The 13,219-nt window shown below is 67.1% G+C and carries 10 protein-coding genes; 3 read left to right on the forward strand and 7 right to left on the reverse strand.

Annotated features, from left to right (window positions below):
* Nucleotides 1-141 precede the first annotated feature (141 nt).
* Entirely contained in the window at nt 142-693 is a 552-nt protein-coding gene (locus ACCD11_RS27765) for a flavodoxin family protein (protein WP_007837945.1), read from the forward strand.
* Nucleotides 694-716: 23 nt separating this feature from the next.
* Entirely contained in the window at nt 717-1,640 is a 924-nt protein-coding gene (locus ACCD11_RS27770; protein WP_413316292.1) for a pirin family protein, read from the forward strand.
* 113 nt (nt 1,641-1,753) lie between these two features.
* Here ACCD11_RS27770 and ACCD11_RS27775 read toward each other — a convergent pair whose 3' ends face one another.
* From ACCD11_RS27775 to ACCD11_RS27795, 5 genes are all read right to left on the reverse strand, one after another.
* Nucleotides 1,754-3,322, reverse strand: a complete 1,569-nt coding sequence (locus ACCD11_RS27775; RefSeq protein WP_007837948.1) for a tripartite tricarboxylate transporter permease — start codon at nt 3,320-3,322, stop codon at nt 1,754-1,756.
* Nucleotides 3,323-3,326: 4 nt separating this feature from the next.
* A complete protein-coding gene (locus ACCD11_RS27780; protein WP_413316294.1) occupies nt 3,327-3,857 on the reverse strand; it encodes a tripartite tricarboxylate transporter TctB family protein in 531 nt (176 codons plus the stop codon).
* A gap of 144 nt (nt 3,858-4,001) precedes the next feature.
* Entirely contained in the window at nt 4,002-5,597 is a 1,596-nt protein-coding gene (locus ACCD11_RS27785; protein ID WP_413316295.1) for a sensor histidine kinase, read from the reverse strand.
* Nucleotides 5,545-6,264 carry a response regulator gene (locus ACCD11_RS27790; protein ID WP_413316297.1) on the reverse strand — a complete coding sequence of 240 codons (720 nt, stop codon included), beginning with the start codon at nt 6,262-6,264 and terminating at the stop codon, nt 5,545-5,547. Before ACCD11_RS27790 ends, ACCD11_RS27785 begins: the two co-directional genes overlap by 53 nt.
* Nucleotides 6,265-6,276: 12 nt before the next feature.
* Complete coding sequence (locus ACCD11_RS27795) at nt 6,277-7,062, reverse strand: sulfurtransferase (protein WP_042674241.1); 786 nt, start codon at nt 7,060-7,062, stop codon at nt 6,277-6,279.
* Nucleotides 7,063-7,185: 123 nt separating this feature from the next.
* Here ACCD11_RS27795 and dnaE point away from each other — a divergent pair, with 123 nt between their 5' ends.
* Nucleotides 7,186-10,704, forward strand: coding sequence for a DNA polymerase III subunit alpha (gene dnaE / locus ACCD11_RS27800; RefSeq protein ID WP_007837965.1), 3,519 nt, complete (start codon nt 7,186-7,188; stop codon nt 10,702-10,704).
* A 27-nt stretch (nt 10,705-10,731) separates the two neighbouring features.
* Here dnaE and ACCD11_RS27805 read toward each other — a convergent pair whose 3' ends face one another.
* A complete protein-coding gene (locus ACCD11_RS27805; RefSeq protein WP_413316300.1) occupies nt 10,732-12,462 on the reverse strand; it encodes a peptidoglycan D,D-transpeptidase FtsI family protein in 1,731 nt (576 codons plus the stop codon).
* A gap of 103 nt (nt 12,463-12,565) precedes the next feature.
* Nucleotides 12,566-13,219, reverse strand: a 654-nt coding sequence (locus ACCD11_RS27810) for an energy transducer TonB (protein ID WP_413316302.1), incomplete at its 5' end; no start/stop codon positions are given.

Genomic DNA, 13,219 nt, shown 5'->3' on the forward strand with positions numbered 1-13,219 from the left:
GGGCACCGGGTGCTCCCCGCAGCGAAATAAAGGAGGAGCCGAAGGCGGGGGACATTCGCGGAGGGGAGTACCCGGTGTCCTGTGCACGCACCCCGAACAAAAGTACCCCGAACAACCCACAGTCACTGGAGAAAACATCCCATGGCAAACATCGTCGTCGTCTTCCATTCCGGCTACGGCCACACCCAGCGCGTGGCGCAAGCCGTGGCCGATGGCGCTGACGCCCAATTGCTCGCCATCGACGCGGACGGCAACCTGCCCGAAGGCGGCTGGGAACTGCTCGCCGCGGCCGACGCGATCATCTTCGGCTCGCCAACCTACATGGGCGGCGTGAGCTGGCAGTTCAAGAAATTCGCCGACGCGTCGTCGAAGGTCTGGTACACGCAGGGCTGGAAGGACAAGCTCTTCGCCGGCTTCACCAACAGCGCGACCATGAACGGCGACAAGGTCACCACCATGACCTACCTCTGGACGCTCGCGATGCAGCACGGCGGCATCTGGGTCAGCATGGGCATCCTGCCGGCCAACAGCAAGGCCGCCACGCGCGACTCGATGAACTACGTGGGCGGCTACGGCGGCCTGCTGACGCAGTCGCCGTCCGACGCCAGCCCGGCCGAAATGCCGAAAGGCGACTTCGACACCGCCCGCGCGTTCGGCGAGCGCATCGGCACAGTGGCAAGATCGCGCGAATAACCGGCAACCCCACGGAGAACACGATGGCCGACACCAACCCCGAGACCCAATTGCTCAACCCGCACGACAAGGACCTCGGCGGTGGCTTCAAGGTGCGGCGCCTGCTGCCCGCGGCGCAGCGCCGATCGGTCGGCCCGTTTGTGTTCTTCGACCATTTCGGCCCGGCCACAGAGCAGCCGGGCACGGAGCACGACGTGCGGCCGCATCCGCACATCGGCCTCTCGACGGTCACGTATCTCTTCAAGGGCGCGATGATGCATCGCGACAGCCTCGGCAGCGTGCAGGAGATCCTGCCCGGCGCCATCAACTGGATGACCGCGGGGCGCGGCATCGTGCACTCCGAGCGCAAGCCCGAGCGCCTCAAGGCCGACACCTACGTGAACCACGGTCTGCAACTGTGGGCAGCATTGCCGCAGGCGCATGAAGAGATCGAGCCCAGCTTCGAGCACACGCCGGCCGACGCGATTCCCGAGTTGAAAGAGCAGGACGCCGGCGTGCGCGTGCTGGTGGGCGAGGCCTTCGGTGCGCGTTCGCCGGTCAAGACGCTGTCGCAGACCGTGTACCTCGACATCGCGCTGCCGGCAGGCGGGCGCTTCGTGCTGCCCGCGCTGGCGCCCGAGCTGGCCATCTATGCGGTCGATGCCGATGTCAGCGTGAACGGCGAGCCTGTTTCCGTGCACACCATGGCCGTGCTGCCCGACGGCCAGGGCGCGGTGCTGGCTTCCGACACCGCCGCGCGCCTGATGGTGATCGGTGGCGGACCGCTCGACGGTCCGCGCTACATCACCTGGAACTTCGTCTCCAGTCGGCGCGAGCGCATCCTCGAAGCCGGCTCCGACTGGGCCGCCCAGCGCATGGGCCATGTGCCCGGCGAGACCGAGTTCATTCCGCTGCCCGGCAAGCCTTTTGGCGTGCGCGAGCCTGATGTGGGCACTACGCCGGTCTGATCTCGAGTGCCCGTTGTCCGGGGGCGCGTGCGCAGGCGTTGTTTTGCTCGATCAACAAGTGCCATGAAAAAGGGCCCGTTCAACGAGCCCTCTGCATTGGCGAAGCGCGCGGGTCATTCGCCGCTGAGGGACACCGCCTCGGCCGGTGGCGAGCCTTCCGGCGCCTTCGGCAGCTCGACCATGGCCTTGCGGCCGCCACGAGCGCGCCACGCCGAGTAGCCCACGCCCGCCAGCAGCAGCGCGCACAGGCCGATGAAAGTGCCGCTGATCGGACGCGTCACGAACACCGACATGTCGCCGCGCGAGAGCAGCAGTGCGCGGCGGAAGTTCTCTTCCACCATTGGCCCGAGCACGAAGCCCAGCAGGATCGGCGCGACCGAGAATTCGAGCGTCATCAGCACGGCGCCGACGATGCCGAACACCAGCACTTCCCAGATCTGGAACAGGCTGTTCTGCGTGCTGTACACGCCCGTCGCAATGAAGAACATCGCGGCCGGGAACAGGTACTTGTAGGGCACCTTCAGCAGCTTCACCCACACGCCGATCATCGGCACGTTCAGGATCACGAGGATCACGTTGCCGATCCAGAACGAGGCGATCAGGCCCCAGAAGATGTCCGGATGCTCGGTGATGAGCTGCGGGCCGGGCTGAATGCCCTGGATCAGCAGCGCACCCAGGATCAGCGCCATCACCGCGTCGCCCGGAATGCCCAGGCTCATCGTCGGGATGAAGTCGACCTGCGTCTTCGAGTGGGCAGAGGCCTCGGGGCCGGCCACGCCTTCGATCATGCCGGTGCCGAACTTGTTCGGCGTCTTCGACACCTTGCGCTCCAGCGCATAGGCGATGAAGGTGGTGATGGTCGGGCCCGTGCCGGGCATTGCGCCGAACACCGTGCCCACCAGCGTGCCGCGCAGCATGGCGGGGAAGGCGCGCTTGAGTTCTTCCTTGCTCGGGCGCATGTCGCTGAGCTTGAGCGTACCGGTGTCGCCGATGGCCTTCATGCGGTTCACGTTGAGCAGGAAGTCGGCCACGCCGAACAGGCCCATCGAGATCGCCACGAGTTCGAGGCCGTCGCTCAGTTCGGGCAGGCCGAACGCGAAGCGGAAGCTGCCGCTGTTCACGTCGGTGCCGACCACGCCGCACAGCAGGCCGAACAGCGTCATCGCCACGCCCTTGAGCGGCGAGCCGCGGGACATGGTGGAGCCGGCGAGCAGGCCCAGCAGCATGATCGAGAAGATCTCGGTCGGGCCGAACTTGAACGCGATTTGCACCAGCAGCGGCGAGGCGAAGATCATCACGATGATGCCGACGGACGCCGCGAAGAACGAGGCGATCATCGTCACCCCGAGCGCGACGCCCCCCTTGCCCTGCTTGGTCATCGGGTATCCGTCGAGACAGGTCACCGCGTGCGGCGGGTGCGACGGCATGTTCATCAGGATGGCACCGATGGCGCCGCCGTACTGCGAGCCGTAGAAGATGCCGGCCAGCATCAGGATGGCGGGCACCGGATGCATCGCGTAGGTGAGTGGCAGCAGGATCGAGATGGCCTGCAGCGCGCCCATGCCCGGCAGCACACCGATCAGGTTGCCCACCAGCACGCCGAAGAACGACCACAGCAGGTTGGAGCCCTGGAACGCAACGCCGAAGCCGAACCAGAGGTCGTGAAGCGATTGACCGATCATGATCTCAGCCTCCCCATTGGAACAGGGGCAGCTGCAGCTTCAGCGCCCACCAGAAGACGACCACCGCGATGAACGACATCGCGAGCGAGAGCAGCAAGGCTTCGGTCAGCGTGTTGTCGCGGTCGCCGAGCGCCGAGATGAACACGATCGCGAAGGTGGCTGGCAGGAGGCCGCCGTACTCGCCGAACAGCAGGAACGCGAGGATGCCGAGGATGATGCAGATGCAACCGCGCATGTCGGGCATGCCGCCCGGATGGCCGTGCGACGCAGCCTCTTCACTGGCGCCGCTCGCGGGCTTCTCGGCGCGCGCCGAGATGGCAATGAGCAGGCCGGTGAGCGCCAGCAACCCGCCGAGCGCAACCGGAAAGAAGCCCGGTCCCATGTGCGCCAGCTCGCCCACGCGGTAGCCGATGCCGGCGTATACCGCGGCCAGTCCGATGACGATCAGCAGGGCGCCGCCGTAGTAATCTTTTTTGAATTTTGAAGCGGGCCGGGGCGCGTGCGAGGCCGGATCTTCACCGAGCTGGTGATGCATTGAGACTCCTTCGTTTGGAAGGAGCGGAGTCTAGGAATCGAGACTTTCAATCGCCTTTCGGATCACGTCCAAACGGCCCGGTGGCCCGCAAAATACGTGTATTCACGTATCGGCATATGCGGTGAAACCCTTGCAAAAAGGACCTCAGAAGGCGCACAGCGGCAGCCTCAGGATGGCGCGCAGTCCGCCGCCGTTGGCGCTCTCCGGCATGTCGGCATTGTCGAGTTCGATCTCGCCGCCGTTGCGCCGCGCATAGCTGCGCGCAATGGTCAGGCCAAGGCCCGCGCCGTGCGCAGCATCGGCGCCTGCGGAAGGGGCGCGATGGAAACGCTCGAACACCTGCTCGCGCCGTTCGGGCGCAATGCCCGGTCCGCTGTCGCACACCTCGGCCAGGGCGTACGAAGCCTCGCGCCGCACGGTCACGGTGATGTTGCCGCCGCGCGGCGTGTACTTGATGGCGTTGTGCACGAGGTTGGCGAGCGCCTCGTGCAACTCTGCGGCGTTGGCCGCGACGGGCAGCACGGGCGGGTCGTTTTCCTCGCCGGCCTCGTCGGTACCGTCGATGTCCGCCACGCCGTTCGCAGTGTCGCCGCGCGCATCGACCCAGCCCAGGTCCTGGTCGTTCTCGCGCGCCAGCGGCAGGTACTGCAGCACCACGGCGCGCGCTATGGCGTTGAGGTCGGCCACCGCGGGCTCGGCCGGGGCGGTCTCGTCTTCGGCGGTGGCGTGGGCCAGTGCCAGCAACTGTTCGCTCAGGCGGCGCGTGCGCGCGAGCTGCGCGACGATGGCGTGCAGCGACTCGCGCATGCGCGCCGGATCGGTCTCGCGCACCGCGTAGCCCGCCTGGATCGACAGGATGCTCAGCGGCGTGCGCAACTGGTGCGAGGCATCGGCCAGGAACTGCGATTGCTCGGCCACCATGCGCCGATGGCCCGCGATGTGGTGGTTCACCGCGTCGACCAGCGGCACGACTTCCTGCGGCACGCCGCTGGCGTCGAGCGGCTTCAGGTCGTCGCGCGAGCGTTCGCGCAGCGAGCGGCGCAGGCGCTCCAGCGGGCGCAGCGACCAGGCCACGCCGAGCCACACCAGCAGCGCCATCACCAGCACCATGCGCGTGTCGCGCAGCAGTTCCTGGCGCAGTGTCTCGGCCTGGGCCTCGGTGCGCGGGCCGATGCCCTCGGCTGCCTGGATCAGCACGCTATAGGCAACGCCGGGGTGGACGTCGTCGTACACCGTCTGCCGCAGCGCAGCCACGCGCACCGGATGCTGCTCGTGCATGGCGTCGTAGAAGACCGGCGTGCCGTCGGTCGGACGCTGCGGCGGGCGGGGCAGGCCAGGCACGCCCATCAGCGTGGTCTCGGGCGAGTTCTCGTCCAGCGTCTCGCCCTTGGGAATGCGCTGCACGCCGACGTGCAGGTACTTGTAGCGCAGGTGCGTGGACTCGAACATTGCCTGGATCGAGAACGGCTCCTGCACGCGCACGCTGCCGTCGCCGGCCACCACGATGCCGTTGGCCAGCGCCTGCACGGGTTCGAGCAGGCTCTGGTCGTAGGCGACCACCAGCGAATCGGTCAGCGCCTGATAGTCGCTCCAGCTGTCGAGCGCCAGCAGCGCGACGATGCCGGGCAGCAGCAGCGCGAGCAGCCGCGCGCGGATGCCGAAGCGCTGCGCTTGCTGCGGCACCGGCTCAGTCGTCTTCGCGGGGAAGCTCGGGGTGGGCCGCTGGGGCAGAGGATCCATCGGCAATGCTCTCCAGCATGTAGCCCAGGCCACGCACGGTGACGATGCGCACGTCGCTGTCCGCGAGCTTGCGCCGCAGCCGGTGCAGCACCACCTCGATGGCGTCGGGGCCGGCGGTGCTGTCGTTGGTGAACACCTTGGCAAAGAGCTGCGACTTGCCGACCGGCGCGCCGCTGCGCATCAGCAGGGCGGTGAGCGCGGCCTGTTCGCGCGGCGTGAGCGACAGCAGCGCGCCGCGCAGCGTGAAGGCGTGGCTCTGGCTGTCGTACGACAGCGAGGCGCACTGCAGGCGCGGGTGCTGCTTGCCGCGGCTGCGGCGCACCAGGGCCGACAGGCGCGCTTCGAGTTCGGCCAGCTCGAAAGGCTTGGTGAGAAAGTCGTCGGCACCCAGGTTCAGGCCGCGCACGCGATCCTGCAAGGCACCCTGCGCGGTGAGGATCAGCACCGGCGTGCGGTCGTCGGCATTGCGCATGTCGGCCAGCACGCTCAGGCCGTGCTTGTCGGGCAGGCGCAGGTCGAGCACGATGGCGTCGTATTCGGTGCCGGCCATGAAGCCCTCGGCGGTGCGCGCATCGGGCGCATGGTCGGCCACGAAGCCGCTCTGGGTCAAAGCGCGGACCAACCACGAGGCCATGTCCAGTTCGTCTTCCACCAGGAGGATCCGCATCCGGCGCCCTTGTTACTTCTTGATGCCGAGGTCCGGATCTTCGGATGCGCGGGCACTGGCGCGGGCCGAGCGCGCGCTCAAGTCGGGCGCCAGGGCCTCGCGGCCGTCGAACACGAAGCAGTCGCCCTGGTAGTGCGCGCTGCCGACTTCCTCGAAGTACTTGAGGATGCCGCCTTCGAGCTGGAGCACATGTTCCACGCCTTCCTCGCGCATCAGGATCGCGGCCTTCTCGCAGCGGATGCCGCCGGTGCAGAAGCTCACGACCGTCTTGCCCTTGAACTCCTCGCGATGCGCCTTGAGGGCGGGCGGGAACTCGGTGAACTTGCCGATGCGCCAGTCGATGGCGCCTTCGAAGCTGCCGTAATCGACTTCGAAGGCATTGCGCGTGTCGAGCAGGGCGATCTCCCGGCCCTCGTCGTCATGGCCCTGGTCGAGCCAGCGCTTGAGCGTAGGGGCGTCCACGCCGGGCGCCCGGCCCGCGGCGGGCTGGATGGCCGGGTGGTCCATGCGGATGATCTCGCGCTTGAGCTTCACCAGCATGCGGCGAAAGGGCTGCGCGGCGGACCAACTTTCCTTGGCCTCGAGGTCGGCAAAGCGCGCATCGGCGCGCAAATGGGCCAGAAAAGCCCGCACCCCGTCGGTGGGGCCGGCCAGGAACAGGTTGATGCCCTCGGGTGCCAGCAGGATGGTGCCCATGAGTCCCAGGGCCTGCGCGCGGGCGCGCAGGTCTTCGCGCAGCACGGGGCTGTCGTCGATGGCCACGAACTTGTAGGCCGCGATATTCAAAATCTCTTGCACGGGGCGGGATTCTAGGTGTCGCCGCGGTGCCCGCCGGGCTCGGGGCCTCTGTCCGGCAGGCCGGCGGCGATTTCAGGGATTGCCAACCCACATCGTGGAGGCGGCGCTTTCTACAATGAAAGGATGTTTGTTCACCTGCGCCTGCACACCGAGTTTTCCGTCGTCGACGGCACCAACCGAATCGACGAAGTCATCAAGGCCGCCGCTGCCGACAAGCAGCCCGCGCTGGCCATCACCGACCTGAACAACCTGTTCGGCGCGGTCAAGTTCTACAAGCAGGGCCGTGGCAAGGGCGTCAAGCCCATCATCGGCGCGGAAGTGTTCGTGGAAGGGCTGGGCAAGGAGCCCGGCGTGCTCACCCGCATCGTGCTGCTGGTGCAGAACATGGAAGGCTACCTGAACCTGTCCGAGCTGCTGGCGCGGGCCTGGACGCAGAACGTGGGCCGGGGCCAGTCGCAGGCGGCCTGCAAGATGGAATGGGTCGAGGAGCTGGCGGGCGGGCTGATCGCACTCTCCGGCGCCCAGGCCGGGCCGCTGGGGCAGCCGCTGCTGCAGGGGCAGGGCGAGCGCGCGGCCGAGCTGGCACTGCGGCTGGCGGGCATCTTCCCGCATCGCTTCTACATCGAGCTGCAGCGCGCGGGCCGGCCTGAAGACGAACCGCACGTGATCGCCGCGGTGCAGCTGGCGGCCCGGCTGCACCTGCCGGTGGTCGCCACGCACCCCGTGCAGTTCGCTGCCCGCGAAGACTACGAGGCGCACGAGGCGCGCGTGTGCATTTCCGAAGGCGAAATTCTTGGCAACCCGCGCCGGGTGCGCCGGTTCACCGAAGAGCAGTACTTCAAGTCGACAGCCGAGATGCAGGCACTGTTCGCCGACGTGCCGAGCGCGCTGGCCAACACGGTCGAGATCGCCAAGCGCTGCAACCTGACGTTGGTGCTGGGCAAGCCGCAGCTGCCGGACTTCCCGACGCCTTTCATCAGCGAAGGCGTGCGCATGCCAATCGACGACTTCTTCCGCCAGGAATCGTTCGACGGGCTGGAGCAGCGCCTGAAGCATCTCTTTCCCGACGAGGCCAGGCGCGAGGCCGAACGCCCGCGCTACGTCGAGCGGCTGGAGTTCGAGATCAACACGATCCTGAACATGGGGTTCCCGGGCTACTTCCTGATCGTGGGCGACTTCATCCAGTGGGCCAAGAACAACGGTTGCCCGGTGGGCCCCGGCCGGGGCTCGGGTGCGGGTTCGCTGGTGGCCTACGCACTGAAGATCACCGACCTCGATCCGCTCGAATACAAGCTGCTGTTCGAACGTTTCCTGAACCCCGAACGCGTCTCGATGCCCGACTTCGACATCGACTTCTGCCAGGGCAACCGCGACCGCGTGATCGACTACGTGAAGGACAAGTACGGCCGAAACGCCGTGAGCCAGATCGCCACCTTCGGCACCATGGCTGCGCGCGCGGCCATCCGCGACGTGGGCCGCGTGCTCGACATGAGCTACATGTTCTGCGACGGCATCAGCAAGCTGATTCCGAACAAGCCGGGCATGTCGGTCACGCTGCAGTACCCGCCCGAGAAGAAGATCGAAGGCGACAAGAACAACTACGCCATCGAGATGGAGCCGCAGCTCGCGGAGCGCATCGAGAAGGAAGAAGAAGTCAAGATGCTGGTCGAGCTCGCGCAGAAGCTCGAAGGCATGACCCGCAACATCGGCATGCACGCGGGCGGCGTGCTCATCGCGCCGGGCAAGCTCACCGACTTCTGCCCGCTCTACCAGCAGCCCGGCAGCGAATCGGCCGTGAGCCAGTACGACAAGGACGACGTCGAAGCGATCGGCCTCGTGAAGTTCGACTTCTTGGGACTGGCGACGCTCACCATCCTGGAGATCGCGCGCGAGTTCATCATGAAGCGCCACAAGGGCCAGGAGAACTTCGCGTTCGAGAACATCCCGCTGAACGACGCGGCCACCTACCGGCTCTTCTCCGACGGCAAGACCGAGGCCGTGTTCCAGTTTGAAAGCCGCGGCATGCAGGGCATGCTGAAGGACGCGCGGCCGACACGGCTCGAAGACCTGATCGCGCTGAACGCGCTGTACCGTCCGGGCCCGATGGACCTGATTCCCAGCTTCGTGGCGCGCAAGCACGGCCGCGAAGAGGTGGAGTACCCGCACCCGGCCGTGGCCGAGATGCTGTCGGAGACCTATGGGATCATGGTCTACCAGGAGCAGGTGATGCAGACCGCGCAGATCCTGGGCGGCTACTCGCTCGGCGGCGCCGACCTGCTGCGCCGCGCGATGGGCAAGAAGAAGCTCGAGGAGATGGCCGAGCACCGCGAGAAATTCCGCGCGGGCGCACTGGCAACGCACGGCATCGTCCAGGACAAGGCCGATGAAATTTTCGACTTGATGGAGAAGTTCGCGGGCTACGGCTTCAACAAGTCGCACGCCGCCGCCTACTCGCTGCTGGCGTACCACACGGGCTGGCTCAAGGTCCACTACACGGCCGAGTTCTTCTGCGCGAATATGACCGTGGAAATGGACGACACGGACAAGCTCAAGCTGCTGTTCGAGGACGCCCAGAAGAACTTCGGCATCACCTTCGAGCCGCCGGACGTGAACCGCGGCAACTACCGCTTCGAGCCGGTCACCAACAAGATCATCCGCTACGGCCTGGGCGCGGTGAAGGGCACGGGCCAGCTCGCGGTCGAGGCCGTGGTGCGCGCGCGCGAAGAGGGGGGGCCGTTCAAGAGCCTGTTCGACTTCTGCGTGCGCATCGACCGCCAGCGCATCAACAAGCGCACGGTCGAGGCGCTCATCAAGGCCGGCGCGTTCGACGCGATCCAGCAGAACCGCGCGTCGCTGATCGCCTCGGTCGATCGCGCCTTCGAATTCGCCAACGCCACGGCGGCCAATGCGGCGCAGGTCGACATCTTCGGCGACGCGGAGCACGGCTCGGCCACCGCCGAGCCCGACCTCGTCGACGCCACGCCCTGGGGCGTGAAGGAGCGGCTGACGCTCGAGAAGACGGCCGTGGGCTTCTACCTGTCAGGCCACCTGTTCGACGAGGTCTCGCACGAGGTGCGGCGCTTTTGCAAGCGCGAGATCGGCGACCTGCTCGACAGCCGCGACCAGCAGGTCATTGCCGGCATCGTGAGCGACTTCCGCGTGATCAACGGCCAGCGCGGCCGGCTGGCGATCTTCAAGCTCGACGACAAGTCGGACTCGATCGACGCCACGGCCGACGAGGCACTCATCAACGCCAACCGCAACACGCTGAAGGACGACGAGCTGGTCATCGTCAGCGGCCGGTTGCAGCCCGCGCGCGGCGGTTTCGAGGCGCGCTTCCAGGTGCAGCAGGTGTGGGACCTGGCCACCGCGCGCTGCCGCTTCGGCAAGTTCCTGCGCGTGGCGGTGAACGGCAAGGCACCGGACATCGCGCGCCTGCTGAAAGACTTTCCGCCGCGCACCGAGCAGTCCGAGGTCGGCGACCTGATCCAGGGCCTGCCGGTGCGGCTTTCGATGGCGCGTGGCGGTGCGCAGGTCGAGCTGCAGCTGGGCGAGCGCGCCAAGTTCTTCCCGACCGATGCGGCGCTGGCCAGCTGGACTGCGCAGGCTGAAGCCGGCAAGGCGCAGATCGTTTACGACTGAGCCCGAGCGGGGGCGAAGGGCGCGTCGTCAGTGCGCCATCGGCGCCACCGCGAGGTCCGGCACCACGTTCATGACGCGCAGCGTCTGCTGCACGATCTGGCTGAACACCGGCGCCGCAACCAACCCGCCGAAATATTTGCCCGCGCCGGGTTCGTCGATCATCACCGCGACGATGATGCGTGGCTTGTCGATGGGCGACATGCCGGTGTACCAGGCGCGGTACTTGTTGCTCGCGTAGCCCTTGCCGACCTGCTTGTGCGCGGTGCCTGTCTTGCCGCCGACCGAGTAGCCCTCGGTCTGCGCCAGCGGCGCGGTGCCGCCAGGCGCGGCCGCCAAGTGCATCATCTGGCGCACCTCGCTCGCCACCTGCGGCGAGAACACCTGCACGCCGGGCGGCTCGGTGCCGGTGCTTTTCAGGAGGCTCACAGGAATGACCTCGCCGCCGTGCGCGAACGCGGTGTACGCATGCGCGATCTGGAAGAGCGACGCCGAAAGGCCGTAGCCATACGACATGGTGGCCTGCTCGATCGGCCGCCACGACTTCCAGGGCCGCAGGCGCCCGCTGACCGCGCCGGGGAAGGGCGTCTGCGGCTTCTGGCCCAGGCCCACGGCGGTGAACGAGTTCCACATCTCCTGCGCCGTCATGCGCTGCGAGATCTTGGTGGCACCGACGTTGCTCGATTTCTGGATCACGCCCTCGACCGTCAGCACGCCGAAGTTCTCGTCGTCGTGGATGGTCGCGCCCGACACGGTGATGCGCCCCGGGTTGGTGTCGATGATGGTCTTGGGCGTCACGCGGCCCAACTGCAGCGCGGTGGCGACGGTGATCGGCTTCATCGTCGAACCGGGCTCGAACACGTCGGTCATCGCGCGGTTGCGCAGCTGTTCGCCCGTGAGTTTGCGGCGGTCGTTGGGGTCGTAGCTCGGGTAGTTGGCCATGGCCAGCAGCTCGCCCGTGCGCGCATCGACCACCACCACGCTGCCCGCCCTGGCCTTGTTGGCGACGACCGCGTCGCGAAGCTTCTCGTAGGCCACGAACTGCACGCGGTCGTCGATGCTCAGCTGGATGTCATGGCCGTCGGTCGGCGGCACCTGGTCCTCCGTGTCCTCGACGATGTGGCCGAGCCGGTCCTTGAGTACGTGGCGCGAGCCCGATTTGCCCGCCAGCTCCTGGTTGAACGCGAGTTCCACGCCTTCCTGCCCGATGTCCTCCACATTGGTGAAGCCGGCCAGGTGCGCCGCCGCCTCGCCTTCTGGGTACTGGCGGCGATAGTCGCGGCGCAGGTAGATGCCCTTGATGTCGAGCGCGGCGACCGCCTTGGCGACCGGTTGATCGACCTGGCGCTTGATCCAGACGAAGGTCTTGTCCTCGTCCTCGAGCTTCTTGTCGAAATCCTTCTGCGGCATGCCCAGCAGCTTTGCTGCCTGCCTGAGCTTGGCCTGCACCTCGGGGTCGTCGCGCTCGATGTCCTCGGGAATGGCCCAGATGCTGGGCGCCGGAATGTCGGAGGCCAGGATCAGTCCGTTGCGGTCGAGGATGCGGCCGCGGTTGGCCGGCAGCTCCAGCGTGCGCTGGTAGCGCACCTCGCCCTGGTGCTGGAAGAAATCGTTGTTGAAGATCTGGACGTAGGCGGCCCGGCTTGCCAGCAGCACGAAGCCGAAGGCGATGCTGGCCACGATGAACTTGCTGCGCCACACGGGTGTGGGGCTGGCGAGCAGCGGACTGCTGCCGTAGCGGATGCGGCCGTTGGGGGTCATCTTGTGCGGGCGTGGACCCGGCTGTTGTTGTGCGCGGGTAGACAGTGCGGTAACCGAGGAGTTCCGGGTGGCCTTGGAGAAGATCGCCCGGAACCGGCAGGAATCAGCGCTTGGGCCGCAGTGACACGATCAGCGATGGGAAGATGCGCCCGTCGGTGTCGCGCGGCAGCTTGTCGGTCTTGCGCAGGCCGCGCTCGGCCGCGTCGTCCCAGCCAGGCAGGCCGCTTGATTTGCTCAGCTTGACGCCGACGATGGTGCCGTCGGGCGCGAGGCTCACTTCGAACTCGGCCGCCGGGTTGCCGTTCACGGTTTCGGCATCGGGGAAGGTGATGTTCGGGCGCACGGCAGCGGCGATGCGGCCGGCGTAGCCACTCGAAGGCCCCGAAGAGCGTTGGGCCGTGCCCTTCGAATCGTCGCTGCCGCTCGCACCGGCCAGGCCCTGCATGCGCTTGAGCGCTGCGGCACGGTCGGCGGCGGCCTGCTTCGTGGCGGCCTCGGCCTTCTTGGCTTCGGCCTGCTTGGCCTCGGCTTCCTGCTGCTTCTTCTGCTCGGCCAGCTTCTTCTGCTGTTCCTTCTTGCGCTCGGCTTCGTCCTCGGCGCGCTGCCTGGCTTCGAGCTCTTTTTTCTTCTGCTGCTGTTGCTCCAGCTCGCGCTCTTTTTGTTCCTTCTGCTCCTTGAGCTTCTTCTCGCGCTCCAGGGCAATGTCGGGGGCCTTGGGTGCGGGCGCGGGCTCGGGGGCCTTGGCAACAGGCGGGGG

The organism is Variovorax sp. Varisp36, from assembly GCF_047304235.1.
Classification (GTDB): Bacteria; Pseudomonadota; Gammaproteobacteria; order Burkholderiales; family Burkholderiaceae_C; genus Variovorax.

Excerpts from the sequence above, each read along its gene's own strand:
- ACCD11_RS27765 (WP_007837945.1), top strand. The coding sequence starts at position 142 with ATGGCAAACATCGTCGTCGTCTTCCATTCCGGCTACGGCCACACCCAG.
- ACCD11_RS27775 (WP_007837948.1), bottom strand. The coding sequence starts at position 3,322 with ATGATCGGTCAATCGCTTCACGACCTCTGGTTCGGCTTCGGCGTTGCG.
- ACCD11_RS27770 (WP_413316292.1), top strand. The coding sequence starts at position 717 with ATGGCCGACACCAACCCCGAGACCCAATTGCTCAACCCGCACGACAAG.
- ACCD11_RS27780 (WP_413316294.1), bottom strand. The coding sequence starts at position 3,857 with ATGCATCACCAGCTCGGTGAAGATCCGGCCTCGCACGCGCCCCGGCCC.
- ACCD11_RS27805 (WP_413316300.1), bottom strand. The coding sequence starts at position 12,462 with ATGACCCCCAACGGCCGCATCCGCTACGGCAGCAGTCCGCTGCTCGCC.
- ACCD11_RS27790 (WP_413316297.1), bottom strand. The coding sequence starts at position 6,264 with ATGCGGATCCTCCTGGTGGAAGACGAACTGGACATGGCCTCGTGGTTG.
- dnaE (WP_007837965.1), top strand. The coding sequence starts at position 7,186 with ATGTTTGTTCACCTGCGCCTGCACACCGAGTTTTCCGTCGTCGACGGC.
- ACCD11_RS27785 (WP_413316295.1), bottom strand. The coding sequence starts at position 5,597 with ATGGATCCTCTGCCCCAGCGGCCCACCCCGAGCTTCCCCGCGAAGACG.